This window comes from Streptomyces sp. NPDC027962 (genome assembly GCF_055566095.1).
The window spans coordinates 36,904-53,656 of record NZ_JBVHTA010000037.1 but is presented as its reverse complement, the minus strand read 5'-3'; the positions used below and the strand labels follow the sequence as shown (position 1 = coordinate 53,656).

Here is a 16,753-nt window from a genome sequence, read left to right as displayed (position 1 = left end):
CTCACACCACGCCCTCGGTGAACTCGATGTCGGCGATCAGGCTCGTGCCGCTGTCCACGCTCAGGTCGCCGGTCTCGCCCTTGTACATGTAAGTCCTCAGGTACAGCGGCTGCGTGGTGCCACGGATCGAGCCGGGGACACCGATGTTGTCCGCCATGATCGCCATGGTGCGGCGGATGCCTCGGCCCTGGTTGTCGTCAATGATCGTGTCCTGGCCCAGGTCCGTGCCGAGGACCGTCTGCATCTTGGCGAAGATGTTCGCCGCGCTCTGCCGCAGGCCGGCGATAGTGATGACGACCTTGGCGTTCGTCGCCCACGGCGGTACGTAGACGTTCCACCTGGCGGCCGACGGCCACGTATGCCACTTGTTGTCCGAGTAGCCGATGACGCTCAGGGACGAAGGGAAAGAGGTGTAGAGCCGTCGCTCGCGCCGGGGGTTCGCGATCCGCCGCACATCCTTGATCATCGAGTCCGTGATGACCGCGGTGTTCGCCGGGACGTCGAGCCGGGCCAGCGGGATCGCCGTCATCCCCGCCGGCACCGTGGTGGTTGAGCCTGGGACGTTGCTGACCACGTGGAAGTAGCCGATCTCGTCGGACTCCGGATCCCGCGTCCCCTCGTACTCCGGGTCCTCCACACGCAGGACGACCAGGTCGGAACGGGGACTCGCGCCGGTCGGGGCAACGGGCACGACCGCGTCGCCCACGTTGTACTGCGTGTACGAGCCCTGCCCCCACGCCGCGCCCCGGATCACCGCCGAGCCGTCCACGACGCGCACGCCGGCGGCGGGCGTGGACAGCTGCCGCACCTTGAGGTCGTCGCCTTCGGTCACGCCCTGCGAACCGCGGGCGAGGTCGCGGACCATCATGCGGAAGGCGCGGGCTTCGTGAGTGCCTCCGTGGGTGAGCAGGGGCGGGTTGATCAGCGTCACGGACGAATCCTCCGGTTCACAGACGGTTCACAGGGCGGCGTAGGCGGCGCGCCAGGTCACGGCCAGCCGGGTGCTGTTGGTGTAGTTGCGGGCGGTCCACCACAGCTCGCTGCTGCCGGGCGGGACGGTGAACGTGTCGAGGCGGGACGCCGCCGACAGGGCGGGAGCGAGGTTGCCGGTGCCGTTCCTGAGCGCCCAACGGGTGCCGGGGCGGGTCTCGATGTCGATCCGCTCGCCGGTCTTCAGCGACACGTTCAGTTCGATGACACGCCCGGACTGCACGTGCCGGATGCGGGGGTTGCTGCACGGCCCGGTGATATGGATCGACGGCCAGGCCGGCAGGTCGCCGTCGTTGTGTAGTTGGCCCCGCCGCTCATCAGGGATCGCCACACCCGTCGTGAGGGGAGCGACGAGCGGGGCGCGCAGCCCACCCAGGCCGTCGGCGGACAGGGCCAGCGTCAGCGCGGAGACATCGTCGGCGTGGAACCGCGGGTCGAGCGCCGCGAACTCGATGTCCAGGGGGATCCAGCCGTGCAGCGTGCTCGCCGTACTGACCGCTTCCACGCGGCGCAGCCGCCCGTACAGACGCCGTGTCGCCCGGCCCGGCCAGCGCAGCCGCAGTACGGTCTGCGCTCCGGAGTTCGTACGGACCGACTCATCGTCGGCGGCGCGGTGGAGACGCCCCAGCAGGTCGAGGGCACGGGAGGGATCGGTCGGGGTGCGGATGCCGGCCTCGATGCGGACCGTGCGCGGCCCGTACAGGTCGACGCCAGGGAAGGCGCCGTCCCCGGCCGGGTTTTCCACATCCTGTGTGCGAAGTTCGGGGACACCGAGCCCCTCGACCTCCGAGATCAGGATGTCCGTTCCCGGGCCGAGGAGGATGCCGGCGACCTCGATCTGCCATTCGCCGAGCTCGGCCATCACAGCCGACCTCCCCGCTGGGCGTTGCGCAGGCTGCGCATGACCTCGGCGCCGATCTGCTGCGGAGTGGCCTGAGCCGAGGTGACGGTGACGGGCATGGCGCCAATCAGCGGCTGCTGCTCGCGTACGACCACGACCCGCACGGCCCCCGCCGGACGGGCATCAACCGTGCGCACCGGCACCGGATCGGCATCAGCGGGGGCGAGCTGAAGCCCAAACCGCTGGGCCACATCGGCGAGTACGGCCGTCGACGCCGCGCGCTTGGCCTGCGCGAGCGGAATGAACGCCTCGCCGCCCGTGCTCGCCTCCGCGAACTTGATCAGAGCGGTCGGCGACGAGTAGACACCGGGCTCCCAGATGCCGCCGTTCGCGTAGGCCAGCCCCTTCTCCGCCTTGACGAGGTCGGAGAGGAACCTCGTCGCACGGGACCCGAGCGCCGAAGCGATACGAGAACGGCCCAGACCTCCGACCTCGACGACCCGGTCCTCCTCCAGGCCGGTCGTGTCGGCCACCTTGTGGATGCCGGTGGTGCTCGTCCTGATCGCACCGATGATGGTGAGCAGGTCAGAGAGGTCCTCGCCCGCCAGCGTCCGCGACGCGGCCTTCGCCGCGTCGTTGGCCGCCTTGGCCTTCCTCCTGTCCTTCACGGCCTCGGCGGCGAGCTGCTCGGCGTCCGCGTCCCCCTGCTGAGCGAGCGCCGTCGCCAGATCTCCGTAGCCCAGGGCGGCGAGCTTGGCGAGGTTCTTCTCGAAGGCCGACTGATCGCGTGCGGCCTCACCGAGCTGGTTGGTGAACTCGGATAGGGATGCGCGGGCCGAGGCGGCCAGCTTCTCCAGCTCCCTCGCCATCTGCCGGACGTAGGAGCTCGACCCGGTGGCCATCTTCCGGGTCAGTTCGATGCCGTCTTCGCCCATCTCCGCGAGAGCGTCGGCGACATCCTGGCCGGCGCGGCGGGCGACGGTGGCCAGGTCGTTGCGCCATTGGGCGGCGACGCGGTTCGACGACTTCAGCTTCTTCGTGAACGTCGCGAGGTTGAAGCGTCCTTTGCTGTCGGTCGAGTCCGCTGCGATGCCGGACAGCGTGAAGAGGCTCGGCGGGCTGTGGTCGAAGCCGGACAGGCCGCCGTCCGCGTACCAGGCCACATCACCGCCGAAGCGCCGGACGACCTCCTCGACGATCGCCTTGCTGCGCGGGCGCTTGCTCGCGGCCAGCGGCACGTACGCCTCGCCCTGCGTCTCCGGCTCGGCCCACACCCGCCAGGCGCCGGCCGGGGCGATCTGCGCGACATGGTTCTCCCGCGCGGCGCTTCGCAGGCCGCCGTCGGCGAAGTAGTCGACGACCGCGCCGTTCGCGCGGGCCTGAATGGCGTCGGGGATGCCGTTCGCGTCCTGGTCCCAGGGGGTGGCCCTGAGGAAGACGCCGACGCCGACGTTCCGGCCCGAGATTCTGTTGATCGCGGCCTGGATGCTGCCGACCGAGCTGATCGGGGACTGCGTGGGGACGGTGATCTCGGCCTTGCCGTCCGGCAGCGTACGGATCTTGAAACCGAGGTCCTCGAGCGCCGTCCGGGCAGCAGCGGTCGGTGCGCTGACCGTGATCGTCTTCGCGCCCGGGGTGGCGCGGAGTTTGTCCTGGACCGCCTGCAGAGAGGCGACGGCGGCCGCCGTCGCGGCGCTGACCTTCACGCTCTTCCCGCCGGGGACCGAGCCCAGTTGGTCGACGAGCGCTTTCAGGTCTCCGCGCGCGCTCTTCGTCGGGGCCGTGATCTCGATTTCACGGGTGCCGGGGACCGTCTTCACCGTGAAGCCGAGATCCCTCAGCTTCCGCTGGGCTTCGTCGCTGAGCGAGTCCACGCGGATGGTGGTCGCCTTCGGCAGCCGGTCGAACTCGGCCTGTACGGCCAGGAGGTCCGCGAGCGTGGAGTCCATGCCCTCGGTCTCCAGCAGCAGCGACACCTTCGACGGCATCAGGCCGAGACTGTCCGCGACCGCCTCGGCCTGCGCGCGTGTCAGCCCGTAGCCCTGGGCGGCCTTGACCGCGGACGCGCGGGCCTTGTCCATCTGCTCGCGGGCAGCCGCCAGGGACTCGGGCAGCGACGCGCCGTTCTGCTGCGCGAGGGCGTACGCCGAGACCGAGGCGTCCGCGGCGGCGTCGCTCAGGGAGGTGAGGGACTGGTAGAGCTGCTGGCCGTTGCGGGTGGTGGTGTTCAGCGTCCCGTTGTTGTTCAGCAGTGCCTTGCCGAAGCCGTTGGCCTTGTCGATGCCGTCCGCCAGGGCCTCGTTGACGTCGAGGATCGCGCTGTTCACGCGCGCCTCGGCGGCCTGGAGGGAGATGCTGCCGCCGGACAGCAGGTCGAGGGCGTCCTTCAGGGCGCGGGTGCGGGTGTCGGCGTCCGCTGTCGTGTCGGCGAGTGCGCCGACGGCGGCCTTGAGCCGGTCGTACGCGCTCGCGCCGGACCCGGCGCTCCTGACACCATCGTTGAACAACTTGGCGTCGGCCGCCGCCTGTTTGAAGTCCCCGGACAGTCCGGACAGACCACGCCGCAGATCGTCGGCCGCCCGGCCCTGCACGTCGAACGCCTCGCCGCCCACGCCGCTCTCCGCGTCCAGGACCCACGTGGTGTGCGCCTCCGAGACCTCCCGCAGCCTGCGCTGCAGCGTCTCCAGGCTGCCGCCCTGCTCGGTGTAGGCGTCGACCAGTTCGGACATCGGGATCTTCGCCTTGCGGGCGACGTCGACCAGCCGCTGCTGTCCGTCAAGCGTCGTCTCGATCTTCTGCCGCATCAGGTTCTCCGCGGCGATCGCCCGGACGCTGTCGTCAACGGCCCCGTTGGACTCCCGCAGCGCCTGCGCCAGGTCGGCGATGCCCTGCTGGTGCTCGGCCGCCGCACGAGCGGCCTTCTGCTGCTGCGATGCGAGGAGACCGAGCCCGAGCGTGACACCGACCAGCGCGGCACCCCACGGGCCGCCCATGAACCCGACCAGCCCGGACATCGCCCCGCGCAGTCCGACGCCGGCCGCCCGGGTCATGCCGGTGAGCGTGCCCGTGAAACCGGCCGCGGGGCCCTGCGCGCTGCGGAAGGCGGCACCCATCTGGCCGACGATCGGTACCCGGGTCTGGAGGACGGCGAAGGCGGCGCCGAGCCGCCCGATCGACGCGCCGGTGGCCGCGGCGAGGCTCTGCTGCACCCGCATCTGAGTACCGAGGGTCTGCCACGCGCCGGTCAGCCGGCCGCCCACTGTCGAGGCGAGCCCGTTCAGATGCGGTGCGACCCGTCGGGCCAGGAACATCGCGGCGATCGCGCTCTGCACCGGCCCGGGCAGCGCGGCGAACGCCCGCACCAGCACGCCGACGGTCTCACCGACCGGCACCAGGACGGCCGACAGCCCGGTGACGGCGGACAACGCGAGGTCGGCGGCGGTGACGAGGATGTCCAGGGCGTTGGCCGCGCCACTGGAGTCGTCTCCCAGTGTGCCGAGGGCTTCGGCGACCGGCTCCGCGCCCTGGGCGAGGTTGTCCAGCACATCACCGAGCGCGCGGGCCGCGTTGATCAGCAGGTTCAGACCCGTCGCGAGAGCGTCCTCACCGATCTCCCGCAGCGGGCCGAGGAGCTGCTGAGCCTCGCCGATCAGTCCGCCCAGACCCTGCCGGGCCCGCTGCCTGAGCTCGGGCCCATACAGGGTCGCCAGGTCGCGCCCGTACTCGATCGCGGCGACGAGGTACGGAGTCGCGCCGGACAGTCCGCGCGTCATGAGACGGGTCACGTACTCCAGGCCAGGGGCCATCGCGTCGTACAGCGCGAGACCCGTTTGCTGTGTCTGCTTTTGCAGCAGCGTCATCGCACCGGCCAGGCCCTGGCCGCGGGCGGCCGTGATCTGCGCGGCAGCCCCCGTCTCCCGTACGGCGAGGTTGAGCGCGTCGAAGGACTCGGTGCCCTGGTGCGCGAGTGCGATGGCACCCGACATGGCGGGCTTGCCCATCGACATCTTCACCGCCGCGGTGAAGTCCTGCTGGGACATCTCGTGCTGGGCGCGGGACAGCTCCGCGATAACGTAGCGCAGCCCGCGAAACCTGCCCTGCGCGTCCCACGCCTCGATGCCGAGCGCCTTCAGCCCCTCGCGCATCTGCTTCGTGGGAGCGGCGAGGTTCGCCATCATGCCGCGCAGGGCGGTGCCGGCGGTCTGGCCGAGGATGCCCGCCTTGCCGAGCATGCCGACCGCGCTCGCCGCGTCCTCCATGCTCACGCCGAGGCCGGCGGCGACCGGCCCGGCGTACCGCATCGCGTAGTAGATGTCGATGATGCCGCCGGAGGCGTTGTTCGCGGTGGCGGCGAGGATGTCGGAGGCGCGGGCGGCCTGGTCGGCGCCGAGCCCGAACTGGTCCATGATGTCGCCGAGATAGCGGGCGGAGTCGGCCGCGTTGACCCCGGCGGCGGAGGCGAGCTGAAGCGAGGCACGGGTCGCGGTGATGGCCTGGTCGGTACGGAAGCCCGCCTTCGCCAGCTCCACCATCGCCTCGGCGGCATCGGCCGCCGTGGTCGTCGGCAGGGTGAGGTCGCTGCCGAGCTGGTTGGCCATCCAGGCCGCGCGCCGCATCTGCCCGGCGGCGGCACCGGTCACCGCCTGGAAGATGTTCATCTGCCGCTGGTAGCGGTTGCCTTCCTCGACGAGCCGCCCCGTACCCAGGACGAGCGCCCCACCCGAGAGAAGCCGTCCGAGCGCACCGGCTTGCCGACCGGCACCCCTGAGGGAACGCTCGAAGGCTCCGGCGTCACTGCTCGCACGGCGCAGGCGCTCCCCGGTCTGACCGCCGCGGGTACCGAGGGTGCCGAGGCGCGACGCGGTCGCCTGGGCGCGTGCGCCCAGTACGTCGATCTGCCGGGCGGTGCGCCGGCTGGACGTGTCGAGTGCGGCGAGCCGGCGGTCGAGGTCGCGGGTGCGGCGGCCGAGGTCCTGGGCGGCATCGGCAGCCGAACGCAGACCGGAGATCAGGCCGTTGGCCTGTGCGGTCAACTGAACGGTGAGGTTGTACGTCGCCACCGGTCACCTCACCGCACGGTGTCGTCGTCGCGGTGCAGCGCCTCGTACTCCTGGCGCGGCAGCAGCGTGACCTTGATGCCGTAGCCCGTGCGTCCCTCGGGCACCTGGTCGCGCTCCTGGGCGATCAGCTCACAGCCGGGGCAGCGCACGGTGTCCGTGACGTACGCATGCCGATGTCCGCCCTTGGCCGGATCCCACTCCTCGGCGCGGGTGCGGCAGTCCGGGCACGACGTGCGCTGCCATCGCCGCCAAGCCAGGGCCTTGGCCCGGTCCAGGTCGCTCCACCGGCCGTCCCCGCCGAGGAACTGAGAGTGCGGGATGCCGTACTGCTCGCACAGCTCGAGCTCGGCACGAAGCCGCGGGTCGGCCGTCAGCCTTTTCCCAGGTCGGACTGCTCGGCTCGCCCCTCCTGCTGCACCTCCCACGCCGCCTCCCACAGGGCGTTCGCGTCCGGCGCCGACCAGGCGTCCAGCAGCTCGCGGGCCTCCGCCTCGCTCATGCCGTCCGTACTGGAGGCGGCGATCAGCGCGGCCGGGAAGGTGTCGGGATTGAACGCCGCACCGTCAGCGCCCTGTCCGTCGGTCGGCGGATGCGCGTGGATGAGCTCCTCAAGCACCGGTCGTGGCAGCGCGCGGAAGGTGAGATAGACGGAGGTCCTGTCCAGCGCCTCGGATGCGCCCGCGCAGCGCTCAGAGGCGAGCCGGGCACGCTCCGCGAAGACGCCGTTGTCCGTGTCGCTCTCGGCGAGGAGCCGGGCGCGGTCGGCGGCCCGCTTCGCCTCGTCATACTCTGCGCGCAGCGCTGTGTCGTCGCAGATCCGCAGAACGCGCTCCGGAAGAGAGCGGCGGCGCAGTCGCTCCATCTTCTGCTCCCACGACACTGCTTTCTTGGCGGCCATCAGGCGCCACCCGTTGAGGCGGCGGGAACTGCGGCGTCCAGCGCCGGCGGGGACGTGATCGAGAAGATCGCCTGGAACTTCGCGGCCTCGTTGCCGGCGTTGAACTGCGCCGCACGGGACGCCACCTGCACCGGGAAGCTGTCCATCGACTTCGATCCGGGGACGTCCCCCTTGCGCAGGAACACGACGAAGCCGTTCGCGCCCTTCGGCAGCAGGGTCTCGATGGTGTCGCTGAGCTGGTCTTCGTAGAAGGTGAGCGAGGAGTTGTCTGCCTTGTCATTGCCGGGGATGGAGGACGAGAACGTCGACGCCATGTCGGGCGTCTCGATCGCCTCGTTCGTCAGCGACCAGCCGTCGACGTCGCTGATCGCCTCGGTCAGGTCGGTCGCGTTCGGAGCGGTGATCTCCGCGCGGGTGGGAATCTTGGTCTCGGCGGCGACATCCTTCAGCCAGAGGATCTTGGTGATGCCGCGCCGCATGAAGCGCTGCTGAGCCTCGGGGCACTCCCGGAAGGGTGCTGCGCCAGGCTGCTTGTGGGCCGGGCGTCCGCGTGGCTCCGCGGTGAGGTGCCGTAGATCAGGGTCGATCAGGCTGCGGGCGTCACGGTGATCGTGAACCGCTGCACGTAGGTAATGATATCGCCCCGCGAACCGTCAACCGGTTCTCCGGCGGCGTCGTAGGTCAACTCCCGGTCGATGACCCGCACTCCGGGTACGACAAGGCTCCGCAACCGGCCGGAGACCACAGCCCGTACGCGATCCCCGAGCCACTGCACCTGATCCGCCCGCTCGCCGACGCTGGTCACCTGGTACGTCCATGACGCGTCGGCCTGCCAGTCGGCGAACGACGGGCCGGAGAACTCCCCGGGCAGGCTGTCGAGGATCAAGTATGGGAATGCCGCGGGCTGCCCGTCTGCGGCGCGTGGCAATACCGCGAGCCCGCACGGCCGACCCGCGCCTGCGGCCAGTGCGTCGACGAGCGCTCGGGTCAGCGGCAGCCGAGGCGGGCTCATCGCGGCAACACCCCCGTGCGCAGGGCCGCCACGAACCCGGGCTCTGTCTGCCGGAACGCGGGCTCGATGTGCGGGTACGGCGGCTGCCGGTACTGGCGCCCCAACCGGTCGACGCCGACGAAGCCGTACTCCAGCCGCCGCGACTGCGGCGCGTCCGTTAACACGACGGCGCTCACCTGCCCGCCGGCCACGGTCACCTTCACGTCCCACGACGCCCGGTACCGGCCCGTGATCACGTTCGGACCCGGCCGCCCGGAGGCGTTCTTCTGGATCCGAACCCGCAGCAGCATGGCGTGGTGGCGAGTGATCGCCCGCGTCCGTGAGCGCGCAGCCGGGCCCAACCGCGCGAGGGCGGCCGCGAGCTCGATCGGATCGCGGAACGCGGAAGCGTCGGGGTGGGCGCTGGGGTGCGGGTTCAACGGGAGCACGGCGGAGCCTAAACCCGCGCGGCCGACCGGGGCTCACGCCGCAGGGCTGGTCCTTCCAGCGGATCGAGCCGAGAGGCACCCTCGCGGAGTCCGAGAGGGATACCGTGATCAGAAGCTGTCGGGGGAGGAGAGCCGGGTGGACAGCATCGTCGATAGGTACAAGGCGCTCTGCATTGGTGCCCTGCTCGTCGCCGAATCGGCCGACGACGCGTACCGCCTGGGCGCTCTTGACCGGTTCCTGAAGCCGTGGGTCCAGGATCGGATCGACTCGCTGGGGGCGCTGCTGTTGAGCTGCGACACCAGGCGAGAGCTGGCCGATGACACGGAACGCTTGGCAAGAACAGCCGCCGAATACTCCCAGCTGCGCCGCGACTTGTTCTCCGACGTCCATCACACAGGCCCCGAGCCTCCTTGGCGCGTCGTGCAGTCCGGCGCCTTGGCGATCCGGGCGCAGTCCGTGGTGCTGCTGAGGCAGCCGACGTTCGTGCTGCAGCGCCTTGCGGCGGCATCTGATGTGCCCGGTGCCGCGACATGGGACTTCACCGTGATCGACAATCCCTCCGACCCGAGGGACACGGGCACCTCGTACGTGGTCATGGTGTCCACCGCGGACGCCAAGGGCGGTGCGCCCGTCCAGGTGGCCAAGGAGTTGGAGGACAACCGCGCCTGGTACCAGACACTCGAGTACGGCTTCCACGCCCTGGGTATCACGCCATTCCTCACGGCGATCTACGATCCGGACCGGCACAGGAAGTAGGCGACCGCAGTCGGCAGGCGGCCGTGCCCTGGGGCGTGGCGGCCGACGGCTCCGGCTGACTCAGCCGAGGGCCTCAAGACGGACGATGCGTACGACGGCGAAGGTGCCCACGACCGCGTCGCCGACGCGGAAGCGGCGGCCGACGAGCTGGGGATCGCGGGACGAGCTGACCACGGTCAACAGGTCGCCTGGCGTGGTGCGGGGAAGAGACTCGACGGGCAGCATGGCCTGGTACGCGGTGCTGGCCGGAACCTGCGCGATGGAGCCGTCCAGCGGCACGACCAGAGCGGGTTGACCCGCGGGCACGATGGCCCCGCGCCCCTCCCAGACGACGTCGCCGGTGTCACCGGAGGGCTCCAGCAGGCCGGTCGTCTCGTCCAGCACATCGTCCGCACGGCCGTCCGTGTCACGCCACAGCCGCAACTCGTCGTCGAGCATCTTCTCGACGATCCGGCGAACCCCCGACAGATCAAGCGCCACGAGCCCACTCCACCAACTGCCGCAGAACCGCGGCCGTCCCACCGCCGGGCACGCTCTCCAGGTCCATTCTGGCCAGGGCCGCCCGCTCCACCTCCAACGGGTCCAGGGCCTCCAGGAACGCCGCGGCAGCCGGCCCCGGATCGGGCGAGGCACCGACCTCGACCCGTGCGAGAACGTCCAATTCGGCTGGCCACGTGCCGGTAGGGCGTAGATGCAGCACGACCCGGGGAAGTTCATGAGCTACGGCCTGAACATTCACGGCGGCCATGTGCTCGCTCACGTCCTGGCCGTCGACCAGGACGGTGTGGGAACGGCCGTCGAAACTCAGCTGAAAGCGCTTTGGCGTTGTCACCGGCGGAGCCTAAACCCCCGGCCAGTCAGCCGTCGGCGGGCCCTCCTGGCTGACACGGCCCCGGTTGTCGGTGGCTTCGTCTACCGTTCATATCATGGCGCTGAACGAGATCACTCGACCTGCGATTCTGCAGGCTGTCGCGGAGTACGACCGGCTCGGCCGGGATGCGTTCCTGGAGAGGTACGGCTTCGGACCTTCACGAAGCTACCTGCTCCAGATCGATGGCAAGGAGTACGACTCCAAGGCCATCGTGGGGGCGGCGCACGGCCATGTGCCCGGACGGGAACCTCTGGGGCGTGACGAGTTCTCCGGAGGCAAGGACCACGCCGCCAAGCTGCTGCGGGACCTCGGATTCGAAGTCGCGGTTCGGGCGACGGACTGATCCGCCCAACACCAAGGACCTCCGGACCCGTCTCCCTGAGGGCGGGCCCGTAGCCTCTGGTTCGGAAACGCGGCTGGCTACGCCCCGTTGGCCCCGCCCCTCTCCAGATTCGCCAGCACCTGCTCGGCCGCCTTGCGTGCCTGGCCGTTCAGATCCTGCTCGGACACCACATGAGCGGGCGAGTACCTCTCCACGTACAGGAACTGGCCGGCCCCGATGTCCACCGTGAGCGATGCCCGCCAGTCGTCGCCGTACATGATCTGCCGAGCCGCACCGCGTCCCTTCACTGTGGCAGGAACGGCCTTGGTGGGGCTGGGGTCCGTTCCGTCGACGGTCCCCAATAGGGCTTCCTCGTTCTTGAACACGGACACCACGTAGCCGGCCGGGTTGTCCTCGTCCGGGGTCATGGAGAAGTAGCAGCTGACCTCGCCCTTGTCGGACATCGGCTCCGCCTCCATCACCCCCATGGCCTTCTGCTGGGCCGCCGTGAGAGTGGCCTCGCAGACGGAACTCTCGGTCACTCCGGCGGTCTTGATGGGGGCCACGGCCACAGGTTGCCCAGCACGCGCCTTCGCGGACGTGGCCGCGGGCTGTTCGGAGGCGGCACAGGCCGTCGCGAGAATGGCAAGCGGCACCACGGGCCACACACGCAGCTGCGAGCGCACTGCAACTCCTTGATGATTCGGTGGGACTACGTCGTAGGCATTGCCGAGGAGATCACCGTAACCAGCCACCAGGCGACGACGGGAGGACCACTCGATTCCGGACCACGCAATCGCTCGAAGTGGCCAGATCCGCTCACCGGCCCTCTCGTTACCGCGACCGTAGTCCGCATCAGCGATCAATCGGCGTTACGTAGGTCGCCCGCGAGGTCCGCCCGAGGCGGCCGTCACTTCAGGTTGCCATGGGGTGGCATCCCGGCCGAAGCAGCGGCCAGCACGACCCAGGCAGCCTTGGCCCCGCAGTCCGTGACGTGGAACCCCCACTGCCCCTGGGCTAACTCGTTGACGATGCGCAGGCCCCGTCCGCGCTCAGTGAGCGGCCCGCTCGCTCCCTCCGCCGTGGCGGCGTCCCACGAGGGTGCCGCTGCGAGGTACAGGTCCGTGGGAAGCAGGGGCTCCCCGTCGTGGATCTCGCAAATGTACCTCCCGGCGGCCGCGCGAAGGTACATCTCGTAAGGGCCGCAGGCGTGCTCGTGCGCGTTCGCCACGAGCTCCGAGACCGCCAGGACTCCGTCACTGATGACGTCGCCGGGCAGGCCCAGGTCCTGGAGAACACGTCGCAGTACCGCGCGGGCTTCGCCCGTTGGGTTGATGGTGTGGTCGGTCCAGCGGTACACGAGGCCGAGAGCGGCGGACGGCGCGCTGATCATCGGGGGGCTGACCTCCTGTGGGTGACGTCGGTGGTCTTGCCCGGGGCTGCGATGCGGTCGCGGAACTGGGGCAGTACGCCACCGAGGGCGGTACTGCCGCAGGAGGCATCCTGACTTCGGGCGCGTGCGGACCCGGGAGCATCGTGGCTCAAGTCCCTGCCGCGAGGCCGGTCGCGAGTCACGCACTCAACGATGGCCGCCGGTGCCCCTGGTGCTCATGGGCGTTTATGAGCGCGGCGAGGGAACGAGCCCAGGCCAGACCCCCGACCCGCCGCCAGCCTTCACCTCAGCCCATCTGGTCACTGAGAGTATGGGCGGGTGAGCGCTGACGTGTTGGGGCGATGGGTGCCGGACAGCCCCGAGGATGTGGCCGCCATGTTCGCCAAGGCGGACTTTCCGTGGTGGATCGCCGGCGGATACGCGATCGAACTCGCGGTCGGCCGTGAGCTGCGCCCGCACGGCGATCTCGACGTCCTCGTTCTCCGCCGCGACCAGGCTCTCGTACGTGATCTCCTGGCCGACTGGGACCTGCACGTGGCGGACCCGCCCGGCCAGGGGAAGCTGCGACCATGGCGTCCTGGAGAGGTCCTTCAGCCACCACTCCACGACCTCTGGTGCCGCCGCAGAGCGGAGATGCCCTGGTCGGTGCAGCTCATGCTGGACGAGGCCGAGGGCACCCAGTGGGTCTCGCGGCGCCACCCCGCGATCCGGCTCCCGATCGACCGACTCGGGCGAACGAGCGAGAAGGGCATCCCGTATCTCGCACCCGAGGTGCAGCTCTTCTACAAGGCGAAGGCGACCCGGGACAAGGACGAGACCGACTTCGAAGCGGTGCTGCCGTTGCTGGACGCTCCGGCACGTGCCTGGCTGGCGGACGCGATCAAGGTGATCGCGGCCAACCACCCCTGGCTTCGCAGACTCCAGCCCGTCAGCCGAACGTGAGCAGCGGAACGTCGTAGAGGTCGGGGTTCCGGGGCCGGGTCATCTGGGGCGACGTGACCTCCACGATCAGCAGCTCGCTGAGGAACTGGACCTTGGCGCTGAGGAGGTGGCTCGTCCTGCCGTCGGCCGACTGGGCCTTCAGGCCAGCGGAGACGTGGATGTGCGGAAGTATCTCGCCGGTGGCCGGGTCGTGGGCGAGCGTGCCCGCGCCGAACGCCTCGACGTTGGTGACGTACGTCTTCGCCCAAACCGGTGCGTCCGGGTCCGCGAGCTTCTCGCAGGCACCCACGATCTCAGCCTCCGCGAAGGCTCCGATGAACGAGGGGATGTAGCCCTGCCGAACGCCGTTGTCCCGGCAGAAGGTGGACAGCGCCTCGAAGAAATCCTCCCCGTGGTCGAAGGTGACGCCGAAGGTACGGCCTACGGTCAGCTCGTGAGCACGCATGTGCGGGTGTCTCCTGATGATGTGGGATCAGCGAGCGGAAACGGTGGTGAAAGTCTCGCGGACCGCCGCCCCGTCGGCGCCCTGGGCGAGCAGGGCGCGCAGCAGGAGCCGCGCCTGGTACGGACTGAGGTCTCCGGCGCCGATGAGCCCTCGGCCGAGGAGGTCCTTCTCGGAGCCGGGGAAGCCGTAGGTGTCGGACAGGACAGGACCGTTGCCGATGCGGGAGGCGAGGACCACGGGAATGCTGGAGGCAAGCTTGGTGAGCCCTTCGACAAGGAGTTCCGGAACGTGGCCGACGCCGAAGGCCGCGACCACGAGTCCGTCGCAGTTGCCGTCCCACAAGTCGAGAAGGGCGCCGTCGTCGCCGAGGGTGACCATGTAGAGCCCGACGCGCGCCTCGCGAGTGGGGGCTCCGACCAGCGGTCCTCGACGGGGCAGGCCGCCCACCATCCGCACCCGATTCTCCGTGACCCGGGCGATCGGGCCGCACGCCGGTGAGGTGAAGGCGGCGGGGCTGGTGGTGTGGGACTTGCGAACGGTTCGGGCCGAGTGGATCTCGTCGCCGAGTACGACGAAGCAGCCGGCGCCCCGGAGACCGGGGTCGGCGGCGGCCAGGACAGCGGCGTGGAGGTTGGCGGGGCCGTCGGCGCCGGGAAGGGTGGGGTTGCGCATCGCGCCGGTGACGACGACCGGCTGCTCGTGGCCGTGGTAGAGGTCGAGGAGGAAGGCCGTCTCCTCGATGGTGTCCGTGCCCTGAGTGATAACGACGCCGTCGACATCTCCGGCCGCCAGCTCCGCCGTGATCGCGGCCGACAGCGCGGTGAGGTCCTCGAAGGTCAGCGAGGCACCGGGCAGACGCCGGAAGTCCCGCACCTTGAGGCCGATACCGCTCGTGGCCAGAACGGGTACCGCGGCGAGGAGTTCGTGGGCCGAGAGCGCGGGTACGACGCCTCCGGTGGTGGGATCGGTGGTCATGGCGATCGTGCCGCCGAGAGAGAAGACCGCCACGTTCCTGACCGACTCCGTCATATCGCCTGCTCCCCTGTCCGGACGCCGCCGAGCGCGGTCTCGCGAGTGGTTCACGCAGGCTATCGGGTCGGCACCGTCCTGGTACGCGGAATGATCACCAGCTGCTCGGCCACGAACCGGCAGGCGGCCTCCAGCCCCTCGAGGCCGAGCAAACGGCTGCGCGGCCGCGCGAGCCGCTCCGTACCGGAGGCCGACAACTGCGCGCACCGCCGCCCGAGCCATGCGGCGTCGAGGCCCAGGTACTCCGCCGTGGCCGCGAGGCGCATGCCGGGTTGATCCGCCGCCGTGACCGAGCGGTGGCTGACGTGGCCCGTCACGTCGGCGAACGTCCGCAGGGTTGCAGGGCGGGCGGTCAGCGCGAGGTGGGACTCCCCCTCGGTTCGTACCCACGTGGCGATGACGGCCCGCCGTCCGTGGGAGAGGGCGAAGCCGTCGGTGTGGGCCAATCCGGCGTCGTCGGTCACCCAGGTACGGATACCGAAGGACTCCACGAGCGCGATGGCGAGGAAGAGCAGCACGCGCTCGTACGCGGGCGATGAGGCGACCGCCATCTCGGGGACGCAGAATCCCCGTCCGCGGGCAACGCCCGGCCGTCGGGGTGCCATTCGTTCGAGATACCGGTACTTGTGCCGGAAGAACAGCCATGTGGCGGCCTCCTCGCCGCGCTGCTCCCTGGTCCAGAAGACCGGCTCGTCGCCCAGGTGATCGCGGTGCCCCAGGATGTACCGGGCACAGGTCTCCGAGCCGATCAGCATGCGGGAGACGTCGGTCAGGCTCTGGTCGGAGGCGACCGTAGAAGCCGGTGCGGCATGGAGCGACGCGTGCAACGCCTGGTCGTCGCCGAGCAGTGCCGCCTCGAATCCCGACACGGCCCACAGGATGCCGTAGGTCAGATCGTCCAGTTCGTACGCGGCGGGGATGTCGACGGGGTCGGAGGGGGCGCCGCGTACGCCGCCCGGTCGGGCGTCGGTGACGAACTGCCGGACCGCCCCGTCCACCGTACGTTTCGCGACGATCAGCGCGCGCATCGGCATGGTGCGCCAGGCATCCAACTCCGGCCTGGAGTCCAGTCTCAGGCTGCCCCCGATGAAGGAGGCCGCAGGAAGGGTCAACACGGGAAGCGCTGTCGTCGAGACTGAACGGCCCGCGGGTAACAGGACCTGGCCTGGCCCTTCGGGCAGTGCCGCGTAGCCGTGGGCTCGGGTGTCGGCCGTTCCGGGCCGGCCCTGTGAGTCCGTCACGTGCGGATCGGCGGTGGGGAGGAGTCCGAGCAGTTCCTCTGGAACGCCCAGGGCCTCGGTCCATTGGACGAACTGACGTCGGTCGCGGATCCGCTTGAGACCCCGTTCGAGCCTGCTGACCTCGGCCTGATCGATGCTGACCATCCGCGCCACACCGGCCTGGGAGAGGCCGGTGTGCTTCCTGAACAGCTTGACGACGGTGCCGAGTTCCCACGCCGCCACGGCTCGCCGGACCGTCGGATCACGCCAGAAGGCCGGATCGGCCCTTCGGGCACCCGGCCCGCGATGGCACGAGGCGCATCTGGTAACGGCGTTGAAGCGGCTGAGAAGGGCACCGCAGCGCGCACACCGCCGCTGTCCGCTGTCGACCATGGTCGGCATTCTTCCGTGCCGCGTGGCCACTCGGGCACTTTCCGTAGGTGGCGCTCATAAACGCTCATCAGCGCGAGCCTCCACGGCTGTCATCGTGGGCAGCACCACCGATCGGAGCCGCGTGCCGCGGCTCCCCGGACGTGAGGATCCCC

18 protein-coding genes are annotated in these 16,753 nt (G+C 70.2%); 3 read left to right on the top strand and 15 right to left on the bottom strand.

Going from position 1 to position 16,753, the window contains the following annotated elements; translation table 11 throughout:
* Position 1: 1 nt before the first annotated feature.
* From ACZ4SA_RS28200 to ACZ4SA_RS28165, 8 genes are all read right to left on the bottom strand, one after another.
* Complete coding sequence (locus ACZ4SA_RS28200) at positions 2 to 931, bottom strand: hypothetical protein (protein WP_468279973.1); 930 nt, start codon at positions 929 to 931, stop codon at positions 2 to 4.
* 27 nt (positions 932 to 958) lie between these two features.
* Complete coding sequence (locus tag ACZ4SA_RS28195; protein ID WP_468279970.1) at positions 959 to 1,852, bottom strand: phage distal tail protein; 894 nt, start codon at positions 1,850 to 1,852, stop codon at positions 959 to 961.
* Positions 1,852 to 6,891 carry a phage tail tape measure protein gene (locus tag ACZ4SA_RS28190; RefSeq protein ID WP_468279967.1) on the bottom strand — a complete coding sequence of 1,680 codons (5,040 nt, stop codon included), beginning with the start codon at positions 6,889 to 6,891 and terminating at the stop codon, positions 1,852 to 1,854. Before ACZ4SA_RS28190 ends, ACZ4SA_RS28195 begins: the two co-directional genes overlap by 1 nt.
* Before the next feature lie 8 nt (positions 6,892 to 6,899).
* A complete protein-coding gene (locus ACZ4SA_RS28185) occupies positions 6,900 to 7,316 on the bottom strand; it encodes a hypothetical protein (protein ID WP_468279964.1) in 417 nt (138 codons plus the stop codon).
* Positions 7,262 to 7,789: a hypothetical protein gene (locus ACZ4SA_RS28180; RefSeq protein WP_468279961.1), complete on the bottom strand. Its 528-nt coding sequence runs from the start codon at positions 7,787 to 7,789 to the stop codon at positions 7,262 to 7,264. Before ACZ4SA_RS28180 ends, ACZ4SA_RS28185 begins: the two co-directional genes overlap by 55 nt.
* Complete coding sequence (locus tag ACZ4SA_RS28175; RefSeq protein ID WP_468279958.1) at positions 7,789 to 8,268, bottom strand: phage tail tube protein; 480 nt, start codon at positions 8,266 to 8,268, stop codon at positions 7,789 to 7,791. The genes ACZ4SA_RS28180 and ACZ4SA_RS28175 overlap by 1 nt, the downstream gene beginning before the upstream one ends.
* A gap of 107 nt (positions 8,269 to 8,375) precedes the next feature.
* A complete protein-coding gene (locus ACZ4SA_RS28170) occupies positions 8,376 to 8,675 on the bottom strand; it encodes a hypothetical protein (RefSeq protein ID WP_468279955.1) in 300 nt (99 codons plus the stop codon).
* Between the two features lie 122 nt (positions 8,676 to 8,797).
* Complete coding sequence (locus tag ACZ4SA_RS28165; RefSeq protein ID WP_468279951.1) at positions 8,798 to 9,229, bottom strand: HK97 gp10 family phage protein; 432 nt, start codon at positions 9,227 to 9,229, stop codon at positions 8,798 to 8,800.
* 136 nt (positions 9,230 to 9,365) lie between these two features.
* Here ACZ4SA_RS28165 and ACZ4SA_RS28160 point away from each other — a divergent pair, with 136 nt between their 5' ends.
* Positions 9,366 to 9,986 (top strand): hypothetical protein, encoded by a 621-nt coding sequence (locus tag ACZ4SA_RS28160; protein WP_468279948.1) that lies wholly within the window; start codon positions 9,366 to 9,368, stop codon positions 9,984 to 9,986.
* Positions 9,987 to 10,046: 60 nt separating this feature from the next.
* Here the strand turns inward: ACZ4SA_RS28160 and ACZ4SA_RS28155 are convergent, their stop codons facing one another.
* Positions 10,047 to 10,466, bottom strand: a complete 420-nt coding sequence (locus ACZ4SA_RS28155; RefSeq protein ID WP_468279945.1) for a DUF6093 family protein — start codon at positions 10,464 to 10,466, stop codon at positions 10,047 to 10,049.
* On the bottom strand, positions 10,456 to 10,818 hold the full coding sequence (locus tag ACZ4SA_RS28150; protein ID WP_468279942.1) for a hypothetical protein: 363 nt from the start codon (positions 10,816 to 10,818) through the stop codon (positions 10,456 to 10,458). The genes ACZ4SA_RS28155 and ACZ4SA_RS28150 overlap by 11 nt, the downstream gene beginning before the upstream one ends.
* 94 nt (positions 10,819 to 10,912) lie before the next feature.
* Between ACZ4SA_RS28150 and ACZ4SA_RS28145 the strand changes: the two genes are divergently transcribed.
* The gene (locus tag ACZ4SA_RS28145; RefSeq protein ID WP_468279939.1) at positions 10,913 to 11,200 is read left to right on the top strand and encodes a ScoMcrA-related endonuclease; all 288 of its coding nucleotides are present in this window, start codon (positions 10,913 to 10,915) and stop codon (positions 11,198 to 11,200) included.
* Between the two features lie 77 nt (positions 11,201 to 11,277).
* On the opposite strand, the gene ACZ4SA_RS28140 is transcribed toward ACZ4SA_RS28145, so the two are convergent.
* Both ACZ4SA_RS28140 and ACZ4SA_RS28135 read right to left on the bottom strand, forming a co-directional pair.
* Entirely contained in the window at positions 11,278 to 11,745 is a 468-nt protein-coding gene (locus tag ACZ4SA_RS28140; RefSeq protein WP_468279936.1) for a DUF3558 domain-containing protein, read from the bottom strand.
* Positions 11,746 to 12,089: 344 nt separating this feature from the next.
* Positions 12,090 to 12,572 carry an ATP-binding protein gene (locus ACZ4SA_RS28135; protein WP_468279934.1) on the bottom strand — a complete coding sequence of 161 codons (483 nt, stop codon included), beginning with the start codon at positions 12,570 to 12,572 and terminating at the stop codon, positions 12,090 to 12,092.
* Positions 12,573 to 12,947: 375 nt separating this feature from the next.
* On the opposite strand from ACZ4SA_RS28135, the gene ACZ4SA_RS28130 reads away from it, so the two are divergent.
* Positions 12,948 to 13,514, top strand: a complete 567-nt coding sequence (locus tag ACZ4SA_RS28130; RefSeq protein WP_468280085.1) for a nucleotidyltransferase domain-containing protein — start codon at positions 12,948 to 12,950, stop codon at positions 13,512 to 13,514.
* Here ACZ4SA_RS28130 and ACZ4SA_RS28125 read toward each other — a convergent pair.
* Genes ACZ4SA_RS28125 through ACZ4SA_RS28115 form a run of 3 tightly spaced genes read right to left on the bottom strand, consistent with a single transcriptional unit; the run spans position 13,501 to position 16,451 of the window.
* Positions 13,501 to 13,959 carry a PPC domain-containing DNA-binding protein gene (locus ACZ4SA_RS28125; RefSeq protein ID WP_468279932.1) on the bottom strand — a complete coding sequence of 153 codons (459 nt, stop codon included), beginning with the start codon at positions 13,957 to 13,959 and terminating at the stop codon, positions 13,501 to 13,503. The genes ACZ4SA_RS28130 and ACZ4SA_RS28125 overlap by 14 nt on opposite strands.
* Before the next feature lie 27 nt (positions 13,960 to 13,986).
* A complete protein-coding gene (locus tag ACZ4SA_RS28120) occupies positions 13,987 to 14,988 on the bottom strand; it encodes an asparaginase (protein ID WP_468279929.1) in 1,002 nt (333 codons plus the stop codon).
* Between the two features lie 59 nt (positions 14,989 to 15,047).
* A complete protein-coding gene (locus ACZ4SA_RS28115; RefSeq protein WP_468279926.1) occupies positions 15,048 to 16,451 on the bottom strand; it encodes a helix-turn-helix domain-containing protein in 1,404 nt (467 codons plus the stop codon).
* Between the last annotated feature and the right edge of the window lie 302 nt (positions 16,452 to 16,753).